General features: G+C 40.4%; 32 protein-coding genes. 28 read left to right on the forward strand and 4 right to left on the reverse strand.

The genetic code is table 11. The features are described 5' to 3' along the window. Window positions 1–12 precede the first annotated feature (12 nt). A complete protein-coding gene (locus HNQ82_RS00715) occupies window positions 13–891 on the forward strand; it encodes a patatin-like phospholipase family protein (RefSeq protein ID WP_183246312.1) in 879 nt (292 codons plus the stop codon). 15 nt (window positions 892–906) lie between these two features. On the opposite strand, the gene HNQ82_RS00720 is transcribed toward HNQ82_RS00715, so the two are convergent. Together HNQ82_RS00720 and HNQ82_RS00725 are read right to left on the reverse strand one after the other, a co-directional pair. After that, window positions 907–1,248: an SA1362 family protein gene (locus HNQ82_RS00720; protein WP_055441051.1), complete on the reverse strand. Its 342-nt coding sequence runs from the start codon at window positions 1,246–1,248 to the stop codon at window positions 907–909. Between the two features lie 20 nt (window positions 1,249–1,268). Further along, window positions 1,269–2,198, reverse strand: a complete 930-nt coding sequence (locus HNQ82_RS00725) for a DUF1385 domain-containing protein (protein ID WP_032100026.1) — start codon at window positions 2,196–2,198, stop codon at window positions 1,269–1,271. A gap of 115 nt (window positions 2,199–2,313) precedes the next feature. On the opposite strand from HNQ82_RS00725, the gene HNQ82_RS00730 reads away from it, so the two are divergent. The 4 genes from HNQ82_RS00730 to efp are packed head-to-tail and all read left to right on the forward strand — an operon-like array spanning window position 2,314 to window position 5,002. Beyond that, the gene (locus tag HNQ82_RS00730; RefSeq protein WP_183246314.1) at window positions 2,314–2,877 is read left to right on the forward strand and encodes a YqhR family membrane protein; all 564 of its coding nucleotides are present in this window, start codon (window positions 2,314–2,316) and stop codon (window positions 2,875–2,877) included. Between the two features lie 38 nt (window positions 2,878–2,915). After that, on the forward strand, window positions 2,916–3,362 hold the full coding sequence (gene aroQ, locus HNQ82_RS00735; RefSeq protein ID WP_183246316.1) for a type II 3-dehydroquinate dehydratase: 447 nt from the start codon (window positions 2,916–2,918) through the stop codon (window positions 3,360–3,362). A 2-nt stretch (window positions 3,363–3,364) separates the two neighbouring features. Continuing rightward, on the forward strand, window positions 3,365–4,426 hold the full coding sequence (locus HNQ82_RS00740; protein WP_183246318.1) for a M24 family metallopeptidase: 1,062 nt from the start codon (window positions 3,365–3,367) through the stop codon (window positions 4,424–4,426). 18 nt (window positions 4,427–4,444) lie between these two features. Next, window positions 4,445–5,002, forward strand: a complete 558-nt coding sequence (gene efp, locus HNQ82_RS00745; protein ID WP_004889583.1) for an elongation factor P — start codon at window positions 4,445–4,447, stop codon at window positions 5,000–5,002. A 61-nt stretch (window positions 5,003–5,063) separates the two neighbouring features. On the opposite strand, the gene HNQ82_RS00750 is transcribed toward efp, so the two are convergent. Further along, window positions 5,064–5,729, reverse strand: coding sequence for a hypothetical protein (locus HNQ82_RS00750; protein WP_183246320.1), 666 nt, complete (start codon window positions 5,727–5,729; stop codon window positions 5,064–5,066). A gap of 311 nt (window positions 5,730–6,040) precedes the next feature. Continuing rightward, window positions 6,041–6,346, reverse strand: a complete 306-nt coding sequence (locus HNQ82_RS00755) for a hypothetical protein (RefSeq protein ID WP_032100020.1) — start codon at window positions 6,344–6,346, stop codon at window positions 6,041–6,043. Window positions 6,347–6,541: 195 nt separating this feature from the next. Between HNQ82_RS00755 and HNQ82_RS00760 the strand changes: the two genes are divergently transcribed. The 23 genes from HNQ82_RS00760 to spo0A all read left to right on the forward strand — a co-directional run bounded on the left by HNQ82_RS00760 (window position 6,542) and on the right by spo0A (window position 25,695). After that, window positions 6,542–6,814, forward strand: coding sequence for a YqhV family protein (locus HNQ82_RS00760; RefSeq protein WP_055440938.1), 273 nt, complete (start codon window positions 6,542–6,544; stop codon window positions 6,812–6,814). 13 nt (window positions 6,815–6,827) lie between these two features. Next, window positions 6,828–7,751, forward strand: a complete 924-nt coding sequence (gene spoIIIAA, locus HNQ82_RS00765; RefSeq protein ID WP_183246322.1) for a stage III sporulation protein AA — start codon at window positions 6,828–6,830, stop codon at window positions 7,749–7,751. Further along, on the forward strand, window positions 7,752–8,264 hold the full coding sequence (gene spoIIIAB / locus HNQ82_RS00770; protein WP_032100017.1) for a stage III sporulation protein SpoIIIAB: 513 nt from the start codon (window positions 7,752–7,754) through the stop codon (window positions 8,262–8,264). Window positions 8,265–8,279: 15 nt separating this feature from the next. Continuing rightward, window positions 8,280–8,486: a stage III sporulation protein AC gene (gene spoIIIAC, locus HNQ82_RS00775; protein ID WP_032100016.1), complete on the forward strand. Its 207-nt coding sequence runs from the start codon at window positions 8,280–8,282 to the stop codon at window positions 8,484–8,486. A gap of 6 nt (window positions 8,487–8,492) precedes the next feature. Then, a complete protein-coding gene (gene spoIIIAD / locus HNQ82_RS00780; RefSeq protein ID WP_183246324.1) occupies window positions 8,493–8,894 on the forward strand; it encodes a stage III sporulation protein AD in 402 nt (133 codons plus the stop codon). A 4-nt stretch (window positions 8,895–8,898) separates the two neighbouring features. Further along, window positions 8,899–10,059 carry a stage III sporulation protein AE gene (gene spoIIIAE / locus HNQ82_RS00785; protein WP_183246326.1) on the forward strand — a complete coding sequence of 387 codons (1,161 nt, stop codon included), beginning with the start codon at window positions 8,899–8,901 and terminating at the stop codon, window positions 10,057–10,059. A gap of 16 nt (window positions 10,060–10,075) precedes the next feature. Beyond that, the gene (spoIIIAF, locus tag HNQ82_RS00790; protein WP_055440933.1) at window positions 10,076–10,645 is read left to right on the forward strand and encodes a stage III sporulation protein AF; all 570 of its coding nucleotides are present in this window, start codon (window positions 10,076–10,078) and stop codon (window positions 10,643–10,645) included. A gap of 6 nt (window positions 10,646–10,651) precedes the next feature. Beyond that, window positions 10,652–11,218 carry a stage III sporulation protein AG gene (spoIIIAG, locus tag HNQ82_RS00795; protein ID WP_183246327.1) on the forward strand — a complete coding sequence of 189 codons (567 nt, stop codon included), beginning with the start codon at window positions 10,652–10,654 and terminating at the stop codon, window positions 11,216–11,218. 12 nt (window positions 11,219–11,230) lie between these two features. Further along, window positions 11,231–11,794, forward strand: a complete 564-nt coding sequence (locus HNQ82_RS00800; RefSeq protein ID WP_183246329.1) for a SpoIIIAH-like family protein — start codon at window positions 11,231–11,233, stop codon at window positions 11,792–11,794. Window positions 11,795–11,984: 190 nt separating this feature from the next. Further along, window positions 11,985–12,485: an acetyl-CoA carboxylase biotin carboxyl carrier protein gene (gene accB, locus HNQ82_RS00805; protein WP_183246331.1), complete on the forward strand. Its 501-nt coding sequence runs from the start codon at window positions 11,985–11,987 to the stop codon at window positions 12,483–12,485. A 13-nt stretch (window positions 12,486–12,498) separates the two neighbouring features. Beyond that, window positions 12,499–13,851 (forward strand): acetyl-CoA carboxylase biotin carboxylase subunit, encoded by a 1,353-nt coding sequence (gene accC / locus HNQ82_RS00810; protein WP_183246333.1) that lies wholly within the window; start codon window positions 12,499–12,501, stop codon window positions 13,849–13,851. A gap of 20 nt (window positions 13,852–13,871) precedes the next feature. Further along, window positions 13,872–14,267 carry an Asp23/Gls24 family envelope stress response protein gene (locus tag HNQ82_RS00815; RefSeq protein WP_032100010.1) on the forward strand — a complete coding sequence of 132 codons (396 nt, stop codon included), beginning with the start codon at window positions 13,872–13,874 and terminating at the stop codon, window positions 14,265–14,267. A 120-nt stretch (window positions 14,268–14,387) separates the two neighbouring features. After that, complete coding sequence (gene nusB, locus HNQ82_RS00820; RefSeq protein ID WP_032100009.1) at window positions 14,388–14,774, forward strand: transcription antitermination factor NusB; 387 nt, start codon at window positions 14,388–14,390, stop codon at window positions 14,772–14,774. A 23-nt stretch (window positions 14,775–14,797) separates the two neighbouring features. After that, entirely contained in the window at window positions 14,798–15,649 is an 852-nt protein-coding gene (gene folD / locus HNQ82_RS00825) for a bifunctional methylenetetrahydrofolate dehydrogenase/methenyltetrahydrofolate cyclohydrolase FolD (protein ID WP_183246337.1), read from the forward strand. A 23-nt stretch (window positions 15,650–15,672) separates the two neighbouring features. Further along, a complete protein-coding gene (gene xseA / locus HNQ82_RS00830) occupies window positions 15,673–17,013 on the forward strand; it encodes an exodeoxyribonuclease VII large subunit (RefSeq protein WP_183246829.1) in 1,341 nt (446 codons plus the stop codon). Continuing rightward, the gene (locus tag HNQ82_RS00835) at window positions 17,010–17,222 is read left to right on the forward strand and encodes an exodeoxyribonuclease VII small subunit (RefSeq protein ID WP_032100006.1); all 213 of its coding nucleotides are present in this window, start codon (window positions 17,010–17,012) and stop codon (window positions 17,220–17,222) included. Before xseA ends, HNQ82_RS00835 begins: the two co-directional genes overlap by 4 nt. A gap of 3 nt (window positions 17,223–17,225) precedes the next feature. Then, window positions 17,226–18,104: a polyprenyl synthetase family protein gene (locus HNQ82_RS00840; RefSeq protein ID WP_183246339.1), complete on the forward strand. Its 879-nt coding sequence runs from the start codon at window positions 17,226–17,228 to the stop codon at window positions 18,102–18,104. A 172-nt stretch (window positions 18,105–18,276) separates the two neighbouring features. Further along, the gene (gene dxs, locus HNQ82_RS00845) at window positions 18,277–20,169 is read left to right on the forward strand and encodes a 1-deoxy-D-xylulose-5-phosphate synthase (RefSeq protein ID WP_183246341.1); all 1,893 of its coding nucleotides are present in this window, start codon (window positions 18,277–18,279) and stop codon (window positions 20,167–20,169) included. Window positions 20,170–20,172: 3 nt separating this feature from the next. After that, window positions 20,173–21,015, forward strand: a complete 843-nt coding sequence (locus HNQ82_RS00850) for a TlyA family RNA methyltransferase (RefSeq protein WP_183246343.1) — start codon at window positions 20,173–20,175, stop codon at window positions 21,013–21,015. Between the two features lie 93 nt (window positions 21,016–21,108). Beyond that, the gene (gene ahrC / locus HNQ82_RS00855) at window positions 21,109–21,558 is read left to right on the forward strand and encodes a transcriptional regulator AhrC/ArgR (RefSeq protein ID WP_183246345.1); all 450 of its coding nucleotides are present in this window, start codon (window positions 21,109–21,111) and stop codon (window positions 21,556–21,558) included. Between the two features lie 18 nt (window positions 21,559–21,576). Beyond that, a complete protein-coding gene (recN, locus tag HNQ82_RS00860) occupies window positions 21,577–23,307 on the forward strand; it encodes a DNA repair protein RecN (protein WP_183246347.1) in 1,731 nt (576 codons plus the stop codon). Between the two features lie 113 nt (window positions 23,308–23,420). After that, on the forward strand, window positions 23,421–24,698 hold the full coding sequence (spoIVB, locus tag HNQ82_RS00865; protein ID WP_183246349.1) for a SpoIVB peptidase: 1,278 nt from the start codon (window positions 23,421–23,423) through the stop codon (window positions 24,696–24,698). 217 nt (window positions 24,699–24,915) lie between these two features. Further along, window positions 24,916–25,695 (forward strand): sporulation transcription factor Spo0A, encoded by a 780-nt coding sequence (gene spo0A / locus HNQ82_RS00870; protein ID WP_055440920.1) that lies wholly within the window; start codon window positions 24,916–24,918, stop codon window positions 25,693–25,695. Window positions 25,696–25,716: the final 21 nt, after the last annotated feature.

The raw sequence follows: 25,716 nt of genomic DNA on the forward strand, positions 1-25,716 counted from the left end.
GGAGGGAAGAGCATGGAGATTGATGGTGTCTTTTCCGGTGGAGGTGTGAAAGGTTTCGCATTGGTTGGCGCATACGAGGCCATCGAGGAAAAAGGTTTTCGTTTTAAACGGCTTGCCGGTACGAGCGCAGGGGCGCTTATTGCTTCGTTTATTGCGTCGGGATTTACAAGCAAGGAAATTATAGACATGATGGACGATATGAATTTAATGGATTTTCTCGATGAACGACGTACGATCATTCCGTATGCGTGGTTAAAATGGCTTTTACTTTATTGGAAAATGGGGCTGTATAAAGGAGAAAAGCTTGAACAATGGATAGCTGAACAGCTCAGTACAAAAGGAGTGCGTACATTTGCCGATTTACCTCATGAACGATTGCGCGTTATTGCTTCTGACTTAACAAATGGAACGATGCTTATTTTGCCAGACGATTTACCGAAATACGGCATTGATCCTCTTCGCTTTTCGGTCGCAAAAGCGGTCCGAATGAGCGTCGGCATCCCTTATTTTTTTGAGCCTGTACGGCTAAAGACAGATGAAGGGAAGCATATCGTTGTTGATGGTGGGTTGTTAAGCAATTTTCCGATTTTCTTATTTGATGAAGAGCGAAAAAAAAGACCCGTTCTCGGCATAAAACTAAGCGCGAGGCAGGCACAAAAAGCAAAAAAGAGCATTCATAATGCAATTGACTTATATGAAGCGTTATTTCAAACGATGCGCGAGGCGCATGATGAACGATACATTTCACGCCGTCATGAGAAAAACATTATTTTTCTCCCAGTCAAACATATTGTTGCCACAGATTTTTCAATGACCGATGAAGAAAAAAAGAAGCTTATTTTGTTTGGAAAAGAACGGACAGAGCAATTTTTAAAAACATGGACGTATTAAAAGAAGAAAATCGGGTTAAAAAGAAGCCCGATTTTTTTTCTTTCCTTTTTTACCTTCAATGACTGTTAAATGTGTGGCATGTTTTTTCTTTAAAGCGGTTGGGCGCGTTTGCTTTTTCGACGTCGGCTTCGTTTTTTGGTGGTGGAGTTTTTTCGATTGTTTTACCGCTTTTTGATACGAGTGACCAAAGCGCTGCCTTTGTATCCATTTATATATACCGTAAAAGACAGCCACAATACATATGATAAAAAATATTTGTTTCAACAACTGAATCGGATCGTTCCATAAACGATAAGAAAACCCAAAAATAGCGAATACAATAAGCAAAGTAATAAGCGGGAATGGGCGCCGACGCAATCGATCCACCTCCTTTATCATTACACCACTTCTTCTTGCTGTTTCGTCGCTTCTCCCTCTAACTCAAGCAAACGTTGAAATGATGCGATCGCTACTTCCACTTGATCATTAGTCGGTTCTTTCGTCGTTAATAGTTGTAACCATAAGCCGGGGTAGCCAAGTGAGCGCAACACAGGAACATGTCGCAACGCGTTTGTGACTTGTAATACTTCAAAAGATAATCCTAATACAACGGGAATGAGCGCTAATCGATTTAATACGCGCACCCAAAGTGGTTCAGTTGGGACGAACATGTAAACGAATACGCCAATGATGACAGTAAATAAAATGAAGCTACTACCACAACGATAATGAAGACGAGATTGTCGTTGTACATGTTCAACCGTCAACGGTAACCCATTTTCATAGGCATTAATTACTTTATGTTCTGCTCCATGATATTGAAACAGTCGTTTAACGAGTGGTGTGAGCGAAATAAAGTAAATATACCCTAAAAGTAAAAGAAGTTTAAAAAACCCTTCAACGAGTATTTGTGCTGTGCTCGACGGGAACATCGGTCTCGTTAATTCGGCCAAAAATACAGGAATAAGCGTAAAAATAAACTTCCCAAATAAAAACGATAACACCCCGATGAGCGCAACACCTAAAATCATTGTCCATTTGGATGGAGCCTCATTGTCCAACGCTTCATCTTCATTTGGATCAAGATCATATCGTTCACTTGAAAACTGTAAATGTTTCGAGCCGTTCGCGCTTGCTTGAATAATTGCAAAAATGCCGCGAAGAAACGGAATTTTTTTGAATAAAGCAAGCGTTTTATTTGTTTCGCGTGGAACGTGGAAATACTCAATCGAACCGTCTTTTCGCCGAATGGCTGTGACGGAATGATTACGTCCAGCGAACATGACCCCTTCAATGACCGCCTGCCCGCCATATACGTTTTTACTCATAAGAAGACACCAACCTATTTTCTTTTTTCTTATATTCTACAAGAAAACGCTAAAAACCTCTAGGTCGATGTATCGTTTGTATTTGTATTGTTGCCAAAAATGAGAGCTGATACACATGAGATCCAACATTTTGGACAAGATAAAAACGGAGGTGATTGCTGTGCAAGCAAAAACGAAACAAGACGCACAACTTGAACAAAATAAAAGAGAAAAACCAATGCCCGTTTTAGCAAAAGTTGCATTGATTGGTTTTATTGGAGGTGTATTTTGGAGCTTCCTCGCATACTGTGCTTATTTTTTTCATTTTACAGAAATAGCGCCAAATTTCATTTTGCAACCGTGGGCGATCGGTGATTGGAAAGACGGCGCCCTTGGTCAGACGATTGCGATTTTGTTCATTGGGCTCGCTTCAGTTATTGCTTCGTTTCTGTACTATGCTTTTTTAAAAAATCGTCAAGGCATTTGGCCAGGCGTCGCTTTCGGCATCGGGTTATGGGTGCTTGTTTTTTACGTATTAAATCCCATTTTTCCACAGTTAAAAGCTGTTTCACAACTTGAGCGAAATACGGTTGTCACGATGGTATGCTTTTACATTTTATATGGAATGTTTATCGGTTATTCCATTTCATTTGAAGTTGCAGAGATGAGGCGACAAAAACAGGTCGATGTGGTAAAATAACCATATGTATTTTCATCAGTAAAGGGGGGAGAGGGGGAATGGTTCGATTCCTCCTTTTAAACGGTCCGAACTTAAATCGTCTCGGTATGAGAGAGCCGCATATTTATGGACATACGACACTTGCTCAATTAGAAAAACAATTAACAGAATTTGCCGGTGAATATGGGGCGGAATTAACATGTTATCAAAGTAATTATGAAGGGGCGTTAATTGACCAAATTCATCGGGCGGAATCGTTGTACGATGGAATCATTTTTAATCCAGGAGCGTTTACGCATTATAGTTATGCGTTGCGTGATGCAATTGCAAGCATACAAACACCGGTTATTGAAGTACATATTTCAAATATTCACGCAAGAGAGCCGTTTCGTCATCAATCTGTTCTTGCTCCTGTGACGGCTGGACAAATTGTTGGGCTTGGTGTAAACGGATATCGATTGGCGATTTTAGCGTTGCTTGATATAGTTGAAGGGAAGGGGAAATAACATTGGATAAAGTACAAAAACTTCGTGCACAATTCGCCGAACATGGCATTGACGGATTTCTCATTACAAATGATTATAATCGTCGCTATATGACAAATTTTACAGGAACGGCGGGTGTTGCTTTGATTAGCGAAACGGATGCCGTATTTATTACCGATTTTCGCTACGTCGAACAAGCGACAAGACAAATTGAAGGGTATGAAATTGTTCAACATACACAAACGCTCATTGAAGAAGTAGCCAAACAAGTCGAGCGCTTAGGCATTAAAAAGCTTGGATTTGAGCAAGACGATCTTTCGTATGCAACGTTTTCAGTATATGAAAAAGCGATCAAAGCAACGCTTGTTCCAATTTCAGGCGTAGTTGAAAAGTTACGCTTGATTAAGTCGGAAGCAGAGATTAAGATATTAAAGGAAGCAGCCGAGATTGCCGATGCCGCCTTTCGCCATATTCTTGATTTTATTCGCCCTGGTGTGCGTGAAATTGATGTGGCGAATGAGTTAGAATTTTTTATGCGCAAACATGGGGCGACAAGTTCATCGTTTGATATCATCGTTGCATCTGGTGTGCGCTCAGCATTACCTCATGGAGTGGCGACAGAGAAAGTCATTGAACAAGGAGAGCTCGTCACGCTTGATTTTGGCGCATATTATAAAGGATATTGCTCCGATATTACGAGAACGGTTGCCGTTGGAGAGATAAGCGACGAATTAAAGCGCATATACGATGTTGTATTGCAAGCCCAACTTCGCGGTGTTGAACACATTCGCCCAGGGATGACAGGACGAGAGGCAGATGCGCTCACACGTGATTACATTTCTGCTTGCGGATTTGGGGAATATTTCGGACATTCCACAGGTCATGGGCTCGGCATGGAAGTGCATGAAATGCCAGCGCTTTCGATGCGCTCGGATACAGTGCTACAACCGGGAATGGTTGTGACGGTTGAACCAGGCATTTACATAGCAGGATTAGGCGGTGTTCGCATCGAAGACGACATCGTCATTACAGAAAACGGCAATGAGCGGCTCACTCTTTCACCAAAAGATCTCATTACTTTATAGACGTAGGAGGAAATGAACATGATTTCAGTAAACGATTTTCGTACAGGCTTAACGATTGAAGTTGACGGCGATATTTGGCGCGTCATCGAATTCCAACATGTGAAACCAGGAAAAGGTGCAGCGTTCGTTCGCTCAAAACTTCGTAACTTGCGCACAGGTGCGATTCAAGAAAAAACGTTCCGCGCCGGTGAAAAAGTAAACAAAGCGCAAATTGATAACCGCAAAATGCAATATTTATATGCAAACGGCGATCAACATGTGTTCATGGATATGGAATCATATGAACAAATTGAACTACCTGCAAAACAAATTGAACATGAATTAAAGTTTTTAAAAGAAAACATGGAAGTATTTATTATGATGTATCAAGGCGAAACGATTGGTGTCGAATTGCCAAATACAGTTGAGTTAAAAGTTGTTGAAACAGAGCCAGGCATTAAAGGTGATACGGCATCAGGTGGCTCCAAACCAGCAACGTTAGAAACAGGTCTTGTCGTTCAAGTACCGTTCTTCGTCAACGAAGGCGATGTGTTAATTATTAACACAACAGACGGCACATACGTATCACGCGCGTAATGGAAAAAGGCGCCCCTAAAGCAAATGGGGCACCTCTTTCTTTTATATGTTTTTGATGTCCTTAAATAATTGTGTCAAAAAGGCTAGATGATGACCAAGTGTAACCAAAACAGCAGAACTCGAATTGCGAAATATATCTTTCACAAGGAGTTTCTAATTCAATGTTCCAGAGTCCACTTGAGAATTGTGTAGTATTTACACTAAAATAAAATGTCCTTTCAAATTTGTTGTGTGAGTCCGATTTTTCTATCCATTCATCAAAAATATATAAGAACTGATTTTTATTATATATTTTTACCACGATAGGAAAATCGATTTTTACATTTTTTAGCCTACAAACACAGTGTAAACGCTGATCTAAAGAGTTGAATTTTAAAGACTGTTTTAATGGATATATTGTTTTTTCCTCTTTATTTATAGAGATACTTTTTGATAAAGAAAATTGATCAATTTTAGGTGACATACTCATATCCTGGGTCTCACTTAGAACGGATACAATAGTTTTATCCCGTATAACACATTTTTTTGTGGGATCTGGGACAAAAAATTGATCGTTAATTAGTATTTGATAGAGTTTTAGCTCTGTTTTCAAGGAGTCTGTCAACTCTAATATCCATATATCCCCTTCCGGTATCAAGGGGTATGTCTTTCCAGTAACTATGGAATATGCACCAACGTTGTAAATCGGTAAATCCTTTGGATCATATACAACAGTTTTTATTTCCATATATCTCTCCAGATTTGGATCATTTTTTTGGCAATGCCTCCTTTTATAGCACTAGCGATGAACAGAGTAATCAAAAGTAGAAAATAAACTTCAATTATTAAAAGATGTGTTAAAGGAAGCTTATTTGTGTGCTTAATGTAAAGAAAATACACATACAGGGCGATAGGCAAGTTGAGAAAAAGCCATATATCTATAGTTTTTGAACGTATATTCGAATTACTCACCTTTTCTAAAATAAGACGGATAATTGGAATTGATAAGATAACACATGATATTATTATAAGTAAATATGTCCATTTCAATTGCTACACCTACTTGTAACCTCGGATAATATCTTTGTTGGCATTATATAAGTTGTTAACACTTCTTACCCCTATCTCCATTAATGCTGATATTACTCCTCCACCAACTGTAGATTTTACTGCGACTTTTGTAGATGCTTTTTGAATATATTTACTGTAAACATAACTTCCACCTGCACCAGTAGCTGTAGGAATTCCAAAAGAGTCTTTAATAGCATTAGAAATAGGAGTTGTTATTCGTCTGTCAATTTCATGATAAAGGCTATTTGCCTTTTCAGTGATACCTAGTTTGTATGAAATTTGGTTTAAAGACATATAAGCACCTCCAGGATCCTTAAATTTTAAATTTCAATTAACATTTTACTTTTTTTTTTTTTTTTTTTGTAAATATTTTTAGAAAATTAATTTTTCGGGATAGGTTTCATTTTTTATAAATTCCCTCCTTCTGTACTTCTGAATTGTCCCATTTTCGCATACGTTGTACTAGCACCGTTGTACAAGGAGGATGCGATGAAAATTGATGCAACTGTTTGGACGATGGCGGGTTTACGGTTTTTATCTGCGGCGATTGAATTAAGCGCAGCAATTGTCATGTTGTCGCTGAATGATGTAAAAAAGGCGATTGCGATCAATACATTGCTTGCTGTTGTCGGTCCGACGATTTTTTTCGTTGTTATGATGATTGGGCTTGTTGCGGTGGCGAATGAACTATCATTGTTTAAGCTCGTATGGATCGGTGCGGGAGTTATATGTATATTGATCGGCATTTATGTCGTGAAATGAAGGAGGGAAGAAGATGCAAGCGGTGTTTGATATGTTGCCTAAAACGCTCGTGCATGCCATTCAATCGTTTTCTACTCGTTCCCATTCTACGATCGAAGAAATTCGCATTCGCATTCATCGCCCGTTGGAAGTCATTGCTGGGGGGAGGTCGTACATATGTCCACATGTTGTACAAATGGAAGAAGGCATCGAACTATTAAATAAACTAAGCCAATATTCCCTTTATACGATCGAAGAAGAGTTGAAAAAAGGTTACATCACGATTCAAGGTGGGCATCGAGTCGGTTTAGCCGGAAAAGTAATTACAGAAGACGGAAAAGTAAAAGCGATCCGACATATTACATCATTTAACATTCGGATGGCTCGGCAACAAATCGGCATGGCTGAGCCACTTCTTCCTTACTTATACGACAAACGATGGCTTAATACGATGATTATCGGAGCGCCTCAAACAGGAAAAACAACGATTCTTCGCGATATTGCACGCATCGTAAGCATTGGAGTGAAAGAGAGGCAGATTGCACCTCAAAAAGTGGGCATCGTCGATGAACGTTCAGAAATTGCTGGTTGTGTGAAAGGCATTCCGCAATTTACATTCGGCTATCGTGTCGATGTGCTCGATGCGTGCCCGAAAGCAGAAGGAATGATGATGATGATTCGTTCGATGAGCCCAAATGTATTGATCGTTGATGAAATCGGAAGTGAGGCAGATTGCACTGCGATTTTAGAAGCGGTTCATGCGGGAGTGGGCTTATTTATGACAGCGCATGGACACCATTTCGACGATATAATCAAGCGCCCATCGCTGCGCCCAATTATAGAACAAGCTGTATTTGAACGATTTGTTGAATTGACGAATATCGGACGTCCTGGAACGATTCAAGCCGTTCGAGATGCAAACGGTCGCGATATATATCGAAAGATGAGCGTGATGTAAATGAAATGGATTGGAGCAATATGCATTATATTGGCGACAACATGGTCAGGTTTTGAAGCGTCGCGACTTTTACGCGAGCGCACAAGACAATTGCGCCAGTTAAAAATGGCATTGCAGTCACTTGAAGCAGAAATTATGTACGGGCATACGCCGTTAATGGACGCTGCGTTTCGATTATCTCAACAGCTATCAAAACCGTTATCATGGTTGTTTGAATCGTTTGCGCAAAAGTTGCAAAAAGGAACGATGAATGCTCGTCAAGCATGGGAAGAAAGTTTGCATGAAGTGTGGAAAATGACTGCCTTCAAAGAAGGTGAATTGGAGATTATGAAACAGTTTGGCGAGACGCTTGGACAATACGATCATGAAATTCAACAAAATTATATTCGTTTAACGATGGTGCATTTAGAGAGAGAAGAAGGGGATGCCATCGAAAAACAACAACGTTATGAAAAAATGATGAAAAGTTTAGGTGTATTAACGGGCATTCTCATCGTGCTTTTACTCATATAGAGGAGGACATTTAAAATGGGCGTTGACGTAGATTTAATTTTTCGTATTGCTGGTGTAGGCATTGTCGTTGCTTTTTTGCACGCTGTATTAGAAGGGATTGGAAAAAAAGAATATGCACAATGGGTTACATTATTAGGGTTTATTTATATTTTATTTTTAGTCATTTCGATCGTTCAAGACTTATTCCAAAAAATTAAATCTGTTTTTTTGTTTCAAAGTTAGGAGGGAATGCTCATTGATATTTTGCAAATTGTTGGACTCGGACTTATTGCAACGTTTTTAGTGACGATTTTAAACGAACATAAGTCGAATATCTCACTTTTGTTAACCGTTTTTGTTGGAACAGTTATTTTTTTATTTTTAATTGATCGCATTCAAGACATTTTTCGCATGGTTCAAACGCTAGCGAACGAAGCACACGTTCAAACGGTGTATGTCGAAACGATTTTGAAAATTATCGGCATTGCTTATATTGCGGAGTTTGGTGCACAAATTTCAAAAGATGCCGGCCAAGGAGCGATCGCTGGAAAAATTGAACTAGGTGGAAAAATTTTAATTTTAGCAATGGCGATTCCGATTTTAACAGCTTTAATTGAAACGATTTTAAGCTTTCTTCCGATGAAGGGGTGATGACATGAAGCGCGCTCCCATCTTATTTTTCTTTCTTCTTTTTTTCTTGCCTTCTATTGTACAAGCTTCACCAACAACGAATGAACTAGTGAAACAACAGGCGGAACAAGTTGGAGTTGAGTCGATGAAACAATATTGGGATCATATTGTTCAACAGTATGGTGGTCTATTGCCAGAAAGTCAAAAAGGTTCCTTTTGGCAGTTTATTCATGGCGAAAAAGAACTATCGCTCAGTGAATGGTTGCGGGCGTTTATAAAATTTTTATTGTACGAGCTGATGGCGAATGGAAAATTGCTTGGGACACTTATTTTATTAACGATATTTAGCTTATTTTTACAATCGTTACAAAACGCTTTTTCACATCATGCTGTCAGTAAAGTCGCACATGCAGTTGTTTATATGGTGTTAATGATTATTGCGCTAAATAGTTTTCATGTTGCGGTGACGTATGCGAAAGAAGCCATTCAAACGATGACGAGTTTTATGATTGCCCTTTTACCCATTTTACTTGCGCTGATGGCGTCGTCTGGTGGTGTTGTATCCGTAGCTTTTTTTCACCCAATTGTGTTGTTTTTTATGAATATAACAGGAACGATCGTTGAACATTTTTCATTACCACTTTTGTTTTTAGCGACAATTTTAAGCATCGTTAGTTTATTAAGCGAACATTATAAAGTAACCAAATTGGCGGATTTGTTGCGCAACATTAGTGTCGGTTCACTTGGTGTAATGCTGACGATTTTTTTCGGTGTATTGTCGGTCAAGGGAGCGACAACCGCAATTGCGGATGGAGTGGCGATACGAGCAGCTAAATTTGTGGCAGGAAATTTTATCCCGATTATCGGGAGGATGTTTACGGATGCGGCAGATACCGTTGTCACCGCGTCTGTCTTATTAAAAAATACAGTCGGTTTATTTGGGGTCGCTTTATTACTTCTTATTGCGGCATTTCCAGCGATCAAAATTTTAGTGATTGCTCTTATTTATCAAATAGCCGCTGCGATGTTACAGCCGATGGGAGGAGGCATCGTCATTTCCTGTTTGAGCATAATGAGCAAAAGTATCATGTATGTGCTCGTTGCTCTAATGATCGTATCGCTTATGTTTTTTTTAAGTATGACCGTCATTATCGCAGCAGGAAATTTAACGATGATGGTTCGCTGAAAGGAGAATAGAAGCTGTGGGACTATTGACCGAATGGATTTCCCATCTCATTACGTTCATCTTGCTAGCCGTTATCATTGATCTCATTTTGCCAAACGGATCATTCCAAAAATATGTAAAGATAGTTGTCGGTTTACTGTTTATTTTCATTTTATTTTCACCGCTTCTTCGTTTATTTCATGGAAATGTAGATACGTGGTTCGCTTCGATTCAACACCAACAAAATGAAACGCTTGAAAATGACATTGAAAGAAAGAAAAAAGAAATACAAGCCTCACAACGTGCATATATTTTAGAACAAATGGCTGTCCAGCTAAAGAACACAGCGGCTGAGGAGTTGATGCGCACATATGGTTTAACGGTGACGGATATTTCATTAACGATCGGGGAGACGGAAAAAACCCCCCCTCCGATTGAGGCGATTACGGTTGAATTAGCAGAAGAAACAAGTTCTGTTGTCAAACCGATTCGCATTGAGTCATCGCCACAAATAACAAATGAACATGATGACCTCGCTCGCTTTTTAGCAAACATGTGGGGAGTAGACCCACAAACGATCACGATTCACCTAGAAAGGAGGGAGTAGGGAGGGGTGAAACAATGGATTGAAAAAAACGGACTAATCGCAATCCTTTTGGCTTTCGGTTTGTCATTTATGATCTTTAGCAATGTATTTAACTCCTCTTCTTCAAAACAAGTTCAGCAAGAAACAACTCAAGCTGTATTTCGTCAAACAGATGAAGAGAAAAAATTAAAACAAATTTCCGACTATGAAAAACGATACGAACAACAACTAAAAGAAGCGCTTGAGGCGATTGTTGGCGTTGGTGAAGTAAAAGTAATCGTAAATGTCGATGCCACAGAACAAAACGTACTTGAAAAAAATGCAATCATTCAAAAAAAACGAACGATGGAAGAAGATAAAGAAGGTGGAAAACGTCAAATTGAAGATGAATCAACAGACGAAAAAATTGTCATCGTCCGCAAAGGAGACGAAGAAACACCTCTCGTTTTGCAAACGAAAAAACCAGAAATTCGAGGTGTGCTTGTTGTTGCTAAAGGGGCTGATCAAGTGCAAGTGAAAAAATGGATTGTCGAAGCTGTGACGCGAACGTTGAACGTTCCGAGTCATCGCGTTGCTGTTTTACCAAAAAAGTAAGGGGGAGAACATATGTTGAAAAAGCAAACAGTTTGGTTGTTAACAATGTTTAGTTTAGTTGTCGTCTTATCGGTGTATTATGTAACAAGTCCTCAGCTTACAGAGCAAGTAGCGTTTGACCAAGAGGAAGAGGCAAACAATGAAAAAGGCTTAAAACCGACAGATGAAGCGATGAAAGAAGAAATCGTAAATGAGCAAGATGTGACTGTCGAACAAACGAATACTGGAAGTGACGATTTATTTACAGCACTTCGACTCGAAATTGAAGATGAGCGAAGCAAATTGCGTCAAGAGTTGAATGCCATTGTCGCTTCCAATAACGTATCTGCCGAAGAGAAAAGCAAAGCGATTGACCAGTTGCAACAGCTTTCCCATATTGCAGAAAAAGAAGCGGTGTTAGAAACGTTAATTAAATCGAAAGGATATGACGATGCTCTTGTTCGCGTTCACGAAAATCAAGTGCATATTACAGTGAAAGCAAAAGAACATTCGAAAAAAGCAGCGAATGAAATTATCCAACTCGTTCAAAGTGAACTTGGCCGCGTGCAAGATGTAGCTGTTCGTTTCCAAAAATAACCGGTAAGCCGGTTATTTTTTTTCGGTTGAAAATAAATTTTATAATACTATATAATAATAATTGTTTTTATGACCAGATATAAATTTTCTAACATTTTCTTATCATTTTATTGAATAATGGAAAAGGTGTGTCGTATCATGGTATTGTATAATCTTTTTCTACAAATGATGGGGCGAGGGGTGTAAGTCAATGTTGAAAATCCAAGAAATTCGCGAATTAATCCGATTAGTGAACGAATCAAACATTGTCGAGTTTGTGTATGAACACGACGGATCAAAAATTAAAATGAAAAAAGCTGGAGCAGCTGAACAGGTTGTTGTTGCTTCACCAAAAGTGGACGTGCCGCAAATAGCTGTCGCTCAACAACAAACACCGGTGGCACCAGTTGTGGAGAAGGTGGAAGTGAAAGAAGAAGTGAAGCTGGAAAAACAAGCTATGGCAGCAGAAAACTTACATACGATTACATCGCCGATGGTCGGTACATTTTATGCAGCGCCATCACCAGATGCTGCACCGTACGTAAAAGTTGGCGATAAAGTGAAAAAAGATACGATTGTATGTATTGTTGAAGCAATGAAATTATTTAACGAAATTGAAGCGGAAGTTGATGGGGAAATCGTAGAAGTGCTCGTGAAAAACGGTCAGCTCGTTGAATATGGACAACCTTTATTCCTTGTGAAGCCTGAATAAAGGAGCGATCGTGATGATAAAAAAATTGTTAATTGCCAATCGTGGGGAAATTGCTGTTCGGATTATTCGGGCGTGCAAAGAGCTTGGTATCGAGACGGTTGCTGTATTTTCTGAGGCGGATCGCGAAGCGCTTCATGTTCAATTAGCAGACGAATCATATTGTATCGGTCCAAAAACGTCTAAAGACAGCTACTTAAATTTTACAAATATTATGAGCGTAGCGACGTTAACTCAATGTGATGCTATTCATCCGGGCTACGGGTTTTTAGCTGAAAACGCTGATTTTGCCGAACTATGTCGGGAATGTAACGTTACGTTTGTCGGACCAAGTCCGGAAGCGATTACAAAAATGGGTACAAAAGATGTTGCGCGTGAGACGATGAGACAAGCTGGGGTTCCGATTGTTCCTGGTTCACAAGGAATTATTGAAAGCATCGATGAAGCAATTGCGCTATCGAACGAAATCGGGTATCCTGTAATTATTAAGGCAACTGCAGGTGGCGGTGGAAAAGGCATTCGTGTCGCTCGAAATGAGCAAGAGCTCATTAAAGGAATTACGATCACGCAACAAGAAGCTGCAACAGCGTTTGGAAATCCAGGGGTATATATTGAAAAATACATCGAAGATTTCCGTCATGTAGAAATTCAAGTGCTAGCAGACTCATATGGAAACGTCATTCACCTTGGAGAGCGCGATTGTACCATTCAACGTCGTTTACAAAAACTGTTAGAAGAAACGCCATCTCCTGTACTTGATGAAGAAATGCGTAAAAAAATGGGAGAAGCAGCTGTCAAAGCAGCGCAAGCAGTTCAATATACGGGGGCAGGAACGGTAGAATTTATTTACGACTACCGCAACCGTCAGTTTTATTTTATGGAGATGAACACGCGCATTCAAGTTGAACATCCGGTGACGGAAATGGTAACAGGTGTCGATTTAATTAAAGAGCAAATTCGCGTAGCATCTGGTGAGAAATTAACGTTGAAACAAGAAGATGTGACGTTCAACGGCTGGTCTATTGAATGCCGAATTAATGCGGAAAATCCTGCGAAAAACTTTATGCCATCGGCTGGGAAAATACAAATGTATTTGCCGCCAGGAGGATTTGGTGTGCGAGTGGACTCTGCCGCTTACTCAGGCTATACGATTCCGCCGTATTACGATTCGATGATTGCTAAACTGATCGTTCATGCACCGACGCGTGAAGAAGCGATTGCGCGTATGAAACGCGCCTTAAGTGAATTTGTCATTGAAGGAGTTCATACGACAATTCCGTTTCATTTAAAATTACTTGAGCACGAAAAATTTGTCGAAGGAAACTTTAATACAAAGTTTTTAGAAACATACGATGTAATGAACTCTTAATGATAAAGGAGGGGATTTGTTTGTCTGAACACGTATTAGAAATGGAAAATGGCCATAACAGTTTAGGTAAAGTAGAAATTGCGCCGGAAGTCATTGAAGTGATCGCAGGCATTGCCGCTTCTGAAATTGAAGGAGTAGCGCAAATGCGCGGTAATTTTGCGGCTGGTGTCGTTGAGCGATTAGGTAAAAAAAATCACGGCAAAGGCGTAAAAGTCGATTTAACAGATCGTGGCATTGTCATTGATATTTATTGTGTGATGAACTTTGGTGTATCTATTCCAACTGTTTCGCAAAAAATTCAAGAAAATGTTCGGCAGGCATTGTTGACGATGACAGGATTAGAAACAGCTGAAGTGAACGTCCATATTGTTGGCGTTCAATTTGAAACACCGAAAGTAGAGACGGAAGTCGAGTAAAGAAAAAGGGCCATCTCGTTTATGAGATCGCCCTTTTTCAATGTGTGAGTGTTTTCTTTCGTCGAAATATGGTATGATCATGATATAATTTTCGACAATATGATAGAAAGGGTTTTGGTCATGAAACGGCATACAGCAAGGGAAAAAGCGTTACAAGCGTTGTTTCAAATTGACGTAGGAGGCATTGAACCACACGAAGCGGTTGCTAACGTCATTGAAGAAGAAACAGATCCGTTTATGGAGATGCTTGTTTTTGGCGTAGTTAAGCACCAGAAAGAAATCGATGATTTATTGCGCCAACATTTAGAAAAATGGACGTTAGAGCGTGTCGCAAATGTCGATCGTTCCATTTTGCGCATGGCTGTATTCGAAATGAAATATATGGATGATATTCCGTTGAGTGTAAGTATGGACGAAGCTATTGAATTAGCCAAAGTATTCGGTGACGAAAAATCAAGTCGCTTTATTAACGGCGTACTTGCAAAAATAAAAGAAACATTGTCTTAAAAGAATAAGGGGGAGAAGGGTTTATGACAGCGCAAATCATTAACGGTTTTGAATTAGCAAAAGAAAAACGAGCACAATTAGCGAAAGAAGTCGAGCAGTTAAAACGAGAAGGTATTGTTCCATCACTAGCGGTTATTCTCGTTGGAGATCATCCTGCTTCACAATCGTACGTGAAAGCGAAGCAAAAAGCATGTGAAGAAATTGGGGTTCGTTCAGTTTTACTGACTTTTCCAAGCGACATATCCGAGTCGTTTTTGTTAGAGCAAATTGCTCGTCTAAATGAAGACGGCTCAGTACATGGCATTTTAGTTCAATTGCCGCTACCGCCACAAATTAATGAATTACATGTGATTGAAGCGATCGCACCAGAAAAAGATGTCGATGGTTTCCATCCGCTCAATATTGGACGAATGATGACGGGACAACAAACATTTTTACCTTGTACACCGTATGGTATTTTATATATGGTGCAATCTTTGCAAGTTGATATTGCAGGAAAACATGTCGTTGTCGTTGGACGTAGTAACATTGTCGGTAAACCTGTCGGCCAACTGTTTTTACGTGAACATGCGACGGTAACGTATTGTCATTCACGCACAAACGATTTAGAAGCGATCACACGCCAAGCAGATATTTTAATTGTTGCGGTCGGCAAACCGAAGCTGATCACGTCTTCATATGTGAAAAAAGGAGCAATTGTGATCGACGTCGGCGTTAATCGATTAGAAGATGGAAAGTTGTGTGGGGATGTCGATTTTGATGATGTAAAACAAATAGCAAGCTACATTACCCCTGTGCCAAAAGGTGTCGGACCGATGACGATTACGATGTTGTTGCACAATACTGTACAAGCAGCACGTGAGCAACATAAATAAGCGAGGTTATTTTTGTGACAGACATGAGGTATGTAACTGTTGCGGCGTTAACGAAGTACATTAAGCGAAAATTTGAAGTCGATCCCCATTTACAAGATTTATGGATTAAAGGAGAAATTTCGAATTTTACATATCATTCGCGCGGACATATGTATTTTACTTTAAAAGATGAACAAGCCCGCATTCAAGCGGTTATGTTTGCAGGATATAATCGTCAGCTTACATTTAAGCCCGAAAATGGAATGACTGTACTTGTACGCGGCGAAATTTCCGTATACGAGCCGAGTGGAACGTATCAAGTATATGTCAAAGAGATGCAGCCGGATGGGATCGGTGCCCTTTACTTAGCGTATGAGCAATTAAAAAAGAAACTGGAACAAGAAGGACTATTTGCAAAAGAGCATAAAAAGCCAATCCCAAAATTTCCACAACATATCGGGGTTGTGACATCGCCAACCGGGGCAGCGATTCGCGATATTTTAACGACGATTCGTCGCCGCTATCCGCTAGCAAAAGTCATTTTATTTCCGACGCTCGTTCAAGGGGAACAAGCTTCGTTATCGATCGTTCAATCGATTCAAAAAGCGAATGACATGGGATATATTGATGTGCTCATCGTCGGACGCGGTGGTGGCTCGATTGAAGAACTTTGGGCGTTTAATGAAGAAATTGTGGCGCGGGCGATTTTTGCCTCGCGCGTTCCGATTATTTCTGCTGTCGGGCATGAAACGGACTACACGATTGCTGACTTTGTTGCCGACTTGCGTGCACCGACGCCAACTGGAGCAGCGGAGCTTGCAGTGCCACATGTTGCAGATTTGCTTTCCCGTGTGTCTGATCAACAGGCGCGTCTCATTCGAGCAATGAAAGAACGAATGAATATGGAACAAAAACGGCTTCAATCGTTACGTTCATCATATGCTTTTCGCTATCCAAAGCGACTTTATGAACAAAAAGAGCAGCAACTAGATATGCTTGTTGATCGATTGCAACGGCAAATGAACGATATGTTAAAACAACAAAAAAACAAACTTCAGCAACTACAGCTGACGTTATTGGCCCAGCATCCGCAATCACGAATCGAAAAAGCGACTGACCGTGTTCGTACGTTAGAACAAACAATCGTTCGCAACATGAGCGATGTGATTAAACAAAAGAAGTGGTCGCTTGCAACAACGATGGCGAAGCTCGACGCGCTTAGCCCATTAAAAATTATGGAACGAGGATATAGTCTTGCATACGATGAACAAAACAAACTCATTAAGACAGTGACACAACTGGAAACAGGAGCTCGAGTTCATATCCGTTTTCAAGACGGGCGCGCGCATTGTATTGTTTCTGACATTGAGGAGGAGAACGTATGACGTTTGAAGAAGCGATGAGCAAACTTGAAGACATTGTGCAAAAGTTAGAAGAGGGGGACGTTCCCCTTGAGGAAGCGATTCACTTTTTCCAAGAGGGCATGAAATTATCGAAGTTTTGTCACGACAAATTACAGCAAGTTGAAAAACAAATGGAATTTATTTTACGAGAAGATGGGCAGCTTGAACCGTTTACGGTGCAGGAGGAATAGACGTTGAATACGGAATTAGTATTGCGACAATATAAAGAACAAATTGAACAGCAGCTCCCCGTATACATTGAATCGTTGCGGGCACCTGAGACGATTAAAGAAGCGATGTTATATTCGTTGCAAGCAGGTGGCAAACGCATTCGTCCTCTTTTATTGCTTGCAACGTTACATGCGTTTCGTAAACACATTGACATTGGCATGTCTGTTGCCTGTGCGCTTGAAATGATTCATACGTATTCACTTATTCATGATGATTTGCCAAGTATGGATAACGATGATTTACGGCGTGGTAAACCGACAAATCATAAAGTATTTGGTGAAGCCAATGCTATTTTAGCAGGCGACGCGTTACTGACATACGCTTTTCAAGTCGTTGCCGATGCTGAAGCTATTTCACCTGACGTAAAAGTCCGTCTCATTTCTGAATTAGCGAAAGCGGCTGGACCTGAAGGAATGGTTGGCGGACAAGTAGCCGACCTTGAAGGAGAAGGAAAAACGATTCATTTGCAACAATTAGAATACATTCACCGTCATAAAACAGGAAAGTTGTTACAATACAGCGTTCGAGCGGGTGCCATATTAGGTGAAGCAACAGAAAAACAATTAACGCTGTTAACAACATTTGCCGACCATCTCGGCTTAGCGTTTCAAATTCGCGATGACATTTTAGATATTGAAGGAGACGAACAAAAAATCGGAAAAAAAGTAGGAAGCGACATCGAAAATCATAAATCGACTTATCCTGCCCTTTTGACGCCTGATGGGGCAAAAAGGAAACTTCTCGATCATATGAAAGAGGCGCGTACACTTCTTCATGAAGTCGGGGTGGACGTATCGCTACTACATTATATTTGTGATATCGTCGAAACGCGCGATCATTAATAGCATTGAGGAAATAAGCAACATGTGGTATAGTGGAAAAGAAATGTTAGCCGTTCACACGTTCGTGTAAGCGGCTCTTTTTTGCGTACAAGCATGTTTATCTGTATAATTGAAAATACATAAAACTGTATGATATCGATTGTTTTAGCTTACATGAAAGAGAGTGATCGCGTTGGATGTTACAGCGATTCAAAACCCGAAATTTTTAAAACAAATGTCAAATGAACAGCTCGTTCAATTGAGCGAGCAAATTCGACAATTTTTAATTGAAAAACTATCGAAAACAGGCGGACATATTGGCCCGAATCTCGGAGTCGTTGAATTGACAATCGCCCTTCATAAAGTATTTGACAGTCCAAAAGATAAACTCATTTGGGATGTTGGCCATCAGTCGTACGTGCATAAAATTTTAACCGGTCGTGCCAGTCAGTTTGATACGTTGCGACAATATAAAGGATTGTGTGGTTTTCCAAAACGGAGTGAAAGTGAACATGACGTATGGGAAACGGGGCATAGTTCGACGTCGTTATCTGCCGCAATGGGCATGGCGATTGCGCGCGACTTAAAGGGAACGGACGAATATATTGTTCCGATTATTGGAGACGGCGCACTCACCGGCGGAATGGCGCTAGAAGCATTAAATCATATCGGACATGAGAAAAAAGATATTATCGTCATTTTAAACGATAACGAAATGTCGATTGCTCCAAACGTTGGAGCGTTGCACAATGTGCTCGGGCGACTACGGACAGCAGGAAAATATCATTGGGTAAAAGATGAATTAGAAATGTTGTTGAAGAAAATTCCAGCTGTCGGTGGAAAGCTTGCTACAACAGCGGAACGTGTCAAAGATAGCATCAAATATTTACTCGTTTCAGGCGTATTTTTTGAAGAGTTGGGCTTTACGTATTTTGGTCCGGTAGATGGCCATAACTTTGAAGATTTATTTGAAAACTTACATTATGCAAAAAAGACGAAAGGACCGGTTCTTGTTCACGTCATAACGAAAAAAGGAAAAGGATACCATCCTGCAGAAAGCGATAAAGTCGGAACGTGGCACGGAACAGGACCATATAAAATTGAAACGGGTGATTTCATTCAAACGAAGCAATCTGCTCCTTCTTGGAGTGCGCTTGTGAGTGAAACGGTACGTAAATTAGCACGGGAAGATCGTCGCATTGTTGCTATTACGCCAGCGATGCCTGTTGGATCGAAATTGGAGGGATTTGCAAACGAATTTCCTGAGCGTATGTATGATGTTGGTATCGCTGAACAACATGCTGCAACGATGGCAGCTGGCTTAGCAACGCAAGGGATGAAACCGTTTTTAGCAATTTATTCAACCTTTTTACAACGGGCGTACGACCAAGTGGTTCATGATATTTGTCGCCAAAACTTAAACGTGTTTTTTGGCATTGACCGCGCAGGTCTCGTTGGTGCGGACGGTGAAACACATCAAGGGGTGTTTGATATCGCCTTCTTACGCCACATTCCAAACATGGTATTAATGATGCCAAAAGATGAAAATGAAGGGCAACATATGGTATATACAGCTATTCAATACGATGACGGCCCGATTGCGATGCGTTTTCCGCGCGGCAACGGTCTCGGTGTGCCGATGGATAAAGAATTGAAAAAAATCCCGATCGGTACGTGGGAAGTGTTACGTGAAGGAACAGATGTTGCAATTTTAACGTTCGGTACGACGATTCCGATGGCGCTTCAAGCAGCTGAACGTCTTGCAAATGAAGGGATTTCTGTACAAGTTGTCAACGCTCGTTTTATTAAGCCACTTGATGAAGCGATGTTGCATACGTTACTACAACAAAACATGCCGTTACTTACGATTGAAGAAGCGGTGCTTCAAGGTGGATTTGGTAGCGCAGTACTTGAATTTGCTCATGATCATGGGTACTATGGAGCGATGATCGACCGAATGGGCATACCGGATCGTTTTATCGAACATGGCGGTGTGTCGCAACTTCTTGAAGAAATTGGTTTGACAACAGAACATGTGATGGAACGGATTTATTTATTAACTCCGAAAAAAAGAAAAAGGGCATGAGAGATGAAAGGGAAGAAAGAACGTTTAGATGTATTGCTTGTTGAACGTGGGTTGGCGGAAACGCGCGAAAAGGCGAAACGGACGATCATGGCTGGCCTTGTTTATTCAAACGAAATGCGGCTTGACAAGCCGGGGGAAAAAGTGCCGATTGACATTCCGCTTACGGTGAAAGGAAATGCATTACCGTATGTAAGTCGCGGAGGACTTAAACTTGAAAAAGCGTTGCAAGCATTCTCGCTTGAAGTAAAAGATAAGATTATGGTTGATATTGGTGCATCAACGGGCGGATTTACAGACTGTGCGTTGCAAAACGGGGTGAAGTTGTCATACGCTCTCGATGTGGGCTATAACCAATTAGCATGGAAACTGCGCCAAGATGAGCGTGTTGTAGTCATGGAGCGGACAAACTTTCGTTATGTGACACCGAGTGATTTTCAGCACGGTTTGCCGAATTTTGCAACAATCGACGTGTCGTTTATTTCATTAAAGTTAATTTTCCCTGTCTTAAAGATGATTTTAGTTCCGCATAGCGATGTCGTTGCTTTAGTCAAACCACAGTTCGAAGCGGGAAAAGAGCTTGTTGGAAAAAAAGGAATCGTTCGTGATGCACGCGTTCACGTACATGTGCTTGAAACGATTACAGCATTTGCTCAACAAGAAGGGTACGATATTATTGGGCTAACTCACTCGCCGATTACAGGCGGTGATGGAAATATTGAATTTTTACTTCATTTACGTTGGGAAGGGAAAGAAATCGGGGAAAATCGTTTGACCATTTCCCCGATAGAAGTAGTTGCTAGGGCACATGACGAATTGAAGGAAAATAAGGAACATGTGGGGGAATAACGGTCGGTTATTCCCTCTTGTTTGCCTGTCAATCGTTCGGTAACATAGAAGTATAAATATGCATATGTTATACACACGAAAGAGGTGTTTTCGTTGAATAAAGGACAACGTCATATTAAAATTCGTGAAATTATTTCAAACCATGATATTGAAACACAAGATGAACTTGTTGATATGTTGCGCAAAGAAGGGTTTAACGTCACACAAGCAACGGTGTCTCGCGACATTAAAGAACTACATTTAGTGAAAGTGCCAATGATCGATGGGCGATATAAATATAGCTTACCTGCGGACCAACGATTTAATCCACTCCAAAAGTTAAAACGAGCACTCGTGGATGCGTTTGTGAAAATTGATGGCGCTGGCCATTTACTTGTCATGAAGACGTTGCCAGGAAATGCACATGCCATCGGTGTACTGCTTGATCATTTAGAATGGGATGAAATTGTTGGAACGATTTGTGGGGATGATACGTGTTTAATTATTTGCCGCACGCCTGAAGATACAGAAGTTATTTCAAAACGATTGCTGGACATGCTGTAATAAAGGTGTGAGTGAAACATGTTAGCGGAGTTATCTATTAAAAATTTTGCTATTATTGAGTCCCTTTCGCTTTCGTTTGAGAAAGGGTTAACCGTTTTAACTGGAGAAACGGGGGCGGGAAAGTCAATTATTATTGACGCCATTCATTTATTAATTGGTGGACGCGGTTCGGCAGAATTTGTTCGGTACGGGGAAGCAAAAGCTGAAATTGAAGGTCTTTTTTTGCTTGAACAAGACGATCACCCATGTTACAGCAAATGTGCTGAACTCGGCATCGATATAAGCGATGGTATGATCGTGCTTCGGCGAGAACTAACGATAAACGGCAAAAGCGTCTGTCGTGTGAACGGAAAATTAGTCACGATTGCAGCATTGCGTGAAATTGGCGCTACGCTCGTTGATATTCACGGACAACATGAGCATCAAGAGTTGCTCGATGAGAGTAAACACTTACACTTATTAGACGAATATGGGGGGGACCGTATTCGCGATGCATTGGAAGAATACGGAGCGTTATATGCCACATATGAACGTGTCAAACGTCAACTGCAAAAGCTAAATGAAAACGAGCAGCAAATGGCACATCGTTTAGATTTGTTAACTTTTCAGCTTGATGAAATTCAAAAAGCAGAGTTACAAATAGATGAAGATGAACGATTAATGGAAGAGCGCCGAAAAATCGTCAACTTTCAAAAAGTATACGAGGCGTTACAAAGTAGCTATGAGGCACTTTACGGGGAACAACGTGGACTTGATTGGATTGGACTGGCAATGAATCATTTAGATCATGTTAGCGAGATTGATTCATCCGTTAAACAAGCTCAAGAGATCGTATCGAACTGTTACTACTTGTTAGAAGAAGTTGCTCACCAGCTACGTGAACAGTTAGATCAGTTAGAATATGATCCGCTTCGGCTTGATGAAATTGAAAGTCGCTTAAATGAAATTAATCATTTAAAACGGAAATACGGTCAAACAGTACGCGACATTTTAGAATATGCGGCGAAAGTGGAAGAAGAAATTGAAACGATTCAACACCGCGATGATCATATTCATAAATTGCAGACGGAGCTTCAGTCCATTACTGCCGATTTGTTAGTCGAAGCGAAACATATAAGCGAATTACGTATGCAATATGCGAAACAATTGATCGATGACATTCATCAAGAACTAAAAGATTTATACATGGAAAAAACGACGTTTGATGTCGTCTTTCGAAAACGGAAAGGAACGTATGATGACCCGCTGCTTGATGGAGCACCTGTCAAGTTGCAAGCAAACGGAATGGATGAAGTCGAATTTTTCATTTCGACAAACCCCGGGGAGCCGTTAAAACCGCTGGCCAAAGTTGCATCAGGTGGAGAATTGTCGCGCATGATGCTTGCTTTAAAAAGCATTTTCTCTAAACATCAAGGCGTCACTTCCATCATTTTTGATGAGGTCGATACCGGTGTAAGCGGTCGCGTCGCTCAAGCGATTGCAGAAAAAATTTATCGTGTCGCTCGTCACTCGCAAGTATTATGCATTTCGCATTTACCACAAGTGGCGGCGATGGCGGATACGCATTTATTTATTGCAAAAGAAACGAAGGATGGACGGACAAAAACAACGGTGGAAGCGTTAAATGAACAAGAAAAAATTAACGAAATTAGCCGTATGATTTCTGGCGTGGAAATCACAGATTTGACGAAACAGCATGCGCGTGAATTATTACAATTAGCGAAAAAGATCAAAAATGAAACAACATAAATACCAACATTGGCATTGTTTTTTCATTTTATTCTGTTATATTTCACTCGTTTCAGGCAACATTAAATAGTGTAGGATTCGGTGTGTACGTAGGAACGAGGAGAGTGAAGACTTTGGATTTTGACAAATTAAGAAAAGGAATAGGTGCATTTCTCCTTGTTTCTTTTATCGTTCTAAGTATGGCAACACCATTTCAAAAATATGTAAACATTCCGAAACAAATTGTGTTATTTCAAGGACAAACGGCTCATATACCTGTATTTGGTTCTGCTCACGCGATAACGACGAACGCCGTTTCTGTTCATCAAAAGGAAAAGTTGGCAATTACCGGAGAACATATTGGGGAAAGTGATGTCATTTTACAAATGGCGGGATTTCCGATGAAACAAGTAAACGTAAAAGTATTACCAGATTTTAAAGTTGTTCCTGGCGGCCAATCGATTGGAGTCAAATTAAATACGGTTGGAGTTCTTGTTGTCGGTCACCATTTAGTGGAGACAGAACAAGGAAAACAATCTCCAGGTGAAACGGCCGGCATCCAAGTGGGGGATGCGATTACTCACATTAATGGACAAAAAATCGAAAAAATGACAGATGTTTCCCCATTCATTGAAGAGGCGGGAAAAAAGGGTAAACCTTTACGATTAACCGTTGCCCGTGATCATCATACATTTGAGACGACACTTACTCCGTTGAAAGATAAACACGATCAGGCGTATCGTATCGGATTATACATTCGTGATTCAGCAGCAGGAATTGGAACAATGACGTTTTTTGACCCGAAATCAAACATATATGGGGCACTTGGACACGTCATTTCTGATATGGATACGAGAAAGCCGATTGTTGTTCGTGATGGGACGATTGTTAAATCAACGGTGACGGCGATTGATAAAGGAAGAAACGGTAGTCCAGGTGAAAAACTAGCAAGATTTTCGAGCGACAAACAAATTATTGGTAACATTAAAACGAATAGTCCGTTCGGTATTTTTGGTAAGCTTTCACAACCGATTCAAAATGGCATTTTCGACAAGCCGATGCCAATTGCTCTATCGACAGATGTAAAAAAAGGAAAGGCAAAAATATTGACGGTTGTCGAACAAGATCGGGTAGAAGCGTTTGATGTTGAAATTGTTAGTGTCATACCACAAAAATTCCCAGCTACTAAAGGGATGGTAATTAAAGTCACCGATCCACGATTGTTAGAAAAAACAGGTGGAATTGTACAAGGAATGAGCGGAAGCCCAATTATTCAAGATGGAAAACTTGTCGGAGCTGTCACACACGTATTTGTTAACGATCCGACATCTGGTTACGGTGTACACATTGAATGGATGCTGCATGAAGCGGGAATTAACATTTATGACCGAAGCGTACAAAAAGCGAGCTAATATTAGCTTGCTTTTTGTTTTCTCACACAATTTGTCATATTTTATCATGACATGACATAAAAATGTAGTGTAAAATGAAAGAAACAGCATGTACGAATGTTTTATGAAAAATATAAATTATTTGACTAATTTTGTGAAAGAAAAAGGATTTTTGTCCGTTGTGGCGAATTAAGCACGTATGTGACAAAAGATCATTGCTTTAGGGAGGAAGGATTTCGTGAGTACAATAAAAGTTTGTATTGTAGATGATAATCGAGAACTAGTGCATTTGCTTGAAGAATACATTACAAGCCAAGAAGATATGGAAGTCATTGGCGTTGCATATAATGGGCAAGATTGCTTGCAATTATTGCGCGATCGCGATCCTGACGTTCTCATTCTTGACATTATTATGCCACATTTAGATGGCTTAGCTGTGTTAGAAAAGTTGCGTATGTTCAAACAACCGTTGCCAAACGTCATTATGTTAACAGCATTTGGACAAGAAGATGTGACGAAAAAAGCAGTTGAACTCGGAGCTTCTTACTTCATTTTAAAACCGTTTGACATTGACCATTTAGTGAATCAAATTCGTCAAGTATGTGGCAAAAAGCCAGCCGTATTAAAGCGGCCGCTTCTTGCGCCAATTCGTGATGGAAAACCAAAAAATTTAGATGCAAGCATTACGAACATTATTCACGAAATCGGTGTTCCTGCACACATTAAAGGATATTTATATTTGCGTGAGGCCATTGCGATGGTATACAACGACGTCGAGCTGCTCGGATCAATTACGAAGGTGCTATACCCAGATATCGCCAAAAAGTATAATACGACAGCTAGTCGCGTTGAGCGAGCGATTCGTCATGCGATTGAAGTGGCATGGAGTCGCGGTAATTTAGAATCCATCTCATCTTTATTTGGCCATACGGTCAGCATGTCAAAAGCAAAGCCGACAAACTCAGAATTTATCGCGATGGTTGCTGATCGGCTAAGACTTGAGCATAAAGCAAGCTAATAAAGAAGGTAGTCCATAAGA

Origin of the sequence: Anoxybacillus tengchongensis, assembly GCF_014201585.1 — a bacterium.
In the GTDB taxonomy this organism is placed as follows: Bacteria; Bacillota; Bacilli; order Bacillales; family Anoxybacillaceae; genus Anoxybacillus; species Anoxybacillus tengchongensis.

What these genes read in the sequence shown, in the direction of transcription:
- aroQ (WP_183246316.1), top strand. Translation starts at nt 2,916, where the DNA reads ATGGTTCGATTCCTCCTTTTAAACGGTCCGAACTTAAATCGTCTCGGT.
- HNQ82_RS00760 (WP_055440938.1), top strand. Translation starts at nt 6,542, where the DNA reads ATGAAAATTGATGCAACTGTTTGGACGATGGCGGGTTTACGGTTTTTA.
- accB (WP_183246331.1), top strand. Translation starts at nt 11,985, where the DNA reads ATGTTGAAAATCCAAGAAATTCGCGAATTAATCCGATTAGTGAACGAA.
- HNQ82_RS00800 (WP_183246329.1), top strand. Translation starts at nt 11,231, where the DNA reads ATGTTGAAAAAGCAAACAGTTTGGTTGTTAACAATGTTTAGTTTAGTT.
- HNQ82_RS00725 (WP_032100026.1), bottom strand. Translation starts at nt 2,198, where the DNA reads ATGAGTAAAAACGTATATGGCGGGCAGGCGGTCATTGAAGGGGTCATG.
- HNQ82_RS00730 (WP_183246314.1), top strand. Translation starts at nt 2,314, where the DNA reads ATGAGATCCAACATTTTGGACAAGATAAAAACGGAGGTGATTGCTGTG.
- recN (WP_183246347.1), top strand. Translation starts at nt 21,577, where the DNA reads ATGTTAGCGGAGTTATCTATTAAAAATTTTGCTATTATTGAGTCCCTT.
- HNQ82_RS00750 (WP_183246320.1), bottom strand. Translation starts at nt 5,729, where the DNA reads ATGGAAATAAAAACTGTTGTATATGATCCAAAGGATTTACCGATTTAC.
- spoIIIAA (WP_183246322.1), top strand. Translation starts at nt 6,828, where the DNA reads ATGCAAGCGGTGTTTGATATGTTGCCTAAAACGCTCGTGCATGCCATT.
- HNQ82_RS00835 (WP_032100006.1), top strand. Translation starts at nt 17,010, where the DNA reads ATGACGTTTGAAGAAGCGATGAGCAAACTTGAAGACATTGTGCAAAAG.
- HNQ82_RS00850 (WP_183246343.1), top strand. Translation starts at nt 20,173, where the DNA reads ATGAAAGGGAAGAAAGAACGTTTAGATGTATTGCTTGTTGAACGTGGG.
- accC (WP_183246333.1), top strand. Translation starts at nt 12,499, where the DNA reads ATGATAAAAAAATTGTTAATTGCCAATCGTGGGGAAATTGCTGTTCGG.
- spoIIIAD (WP_183246324.1), top strand. Translation starts at nt 8,493, where the DNA reads ATGCTCATTGATATTTTGCAAATTGTTGGACTCGGACTTATTGCAACG.
- HNQ82_RS00715 (WP_183246312.1), top strand. Translation starts at nt 13, where the DNA reads ATGGAGATTGATGGTGTCTTTTCCGGTGGAGGTGTGAAAGGTTTCGCA.
- HNQ82_RS00755 (WP_032100020.1), bottom strand. Translation starts at nt 6,346, where the DNA reads ATGTCTTTAAACCAAATTTCATACAAACTAGGTATCACTGAAAAGGCA.
- efp (WP_004889583.1), top strand. Translation starts at nt 4,445, where the DNA reads ATGATTTCAGTAAACGATTTTCGTACAGGCTTAACGATTGAAGTTGAC.
- spoIIIAC (WP_032100016.1), top strand. Translation starts at nt 8,280, where the DNA reads ATGGGCGTTGACGTAGATTTAATTTTTCGTATTGCTGGTGTAGGCATT.
- spoIIIAE (WP_183246326.1), top strand. Translation starts at nt 8,899, where the DNA reads ATGAAGCGCGCTCCCATCTTATTTTTCTTTCTTCTTTTTTTCTTGCCT.
- spoIIIAB (WP_032100017.1), top strand. Translation starts at nt 7,752, where the DNA reads ATGAAATGGATTGGAGCAATATGCATTATATTGGCGACAACATGGTCA.
- nusB (WP_032100009.1), top strand. Translation starts at nt 14,388, where the DNA reads ATGAAACGGCATACAGCAAGGGAAAAAGCGTTACAAGCGTTGTTTCAA.
- folD (WP_183246337.1), top strand. Translation starts at nt 14,798, where the DNA reads ATGACAGCGCAAATCATTAACGGTTTTGAATTAGCAAAAGAAAAACGA.
- xseA (WP_183246829.1), top strand. Translation starts at nt 15,673, where the DNA reads ATGAGGTATGTAACTGTTGCGGCGTTAACGAAGTACATTAAGCGAAAA.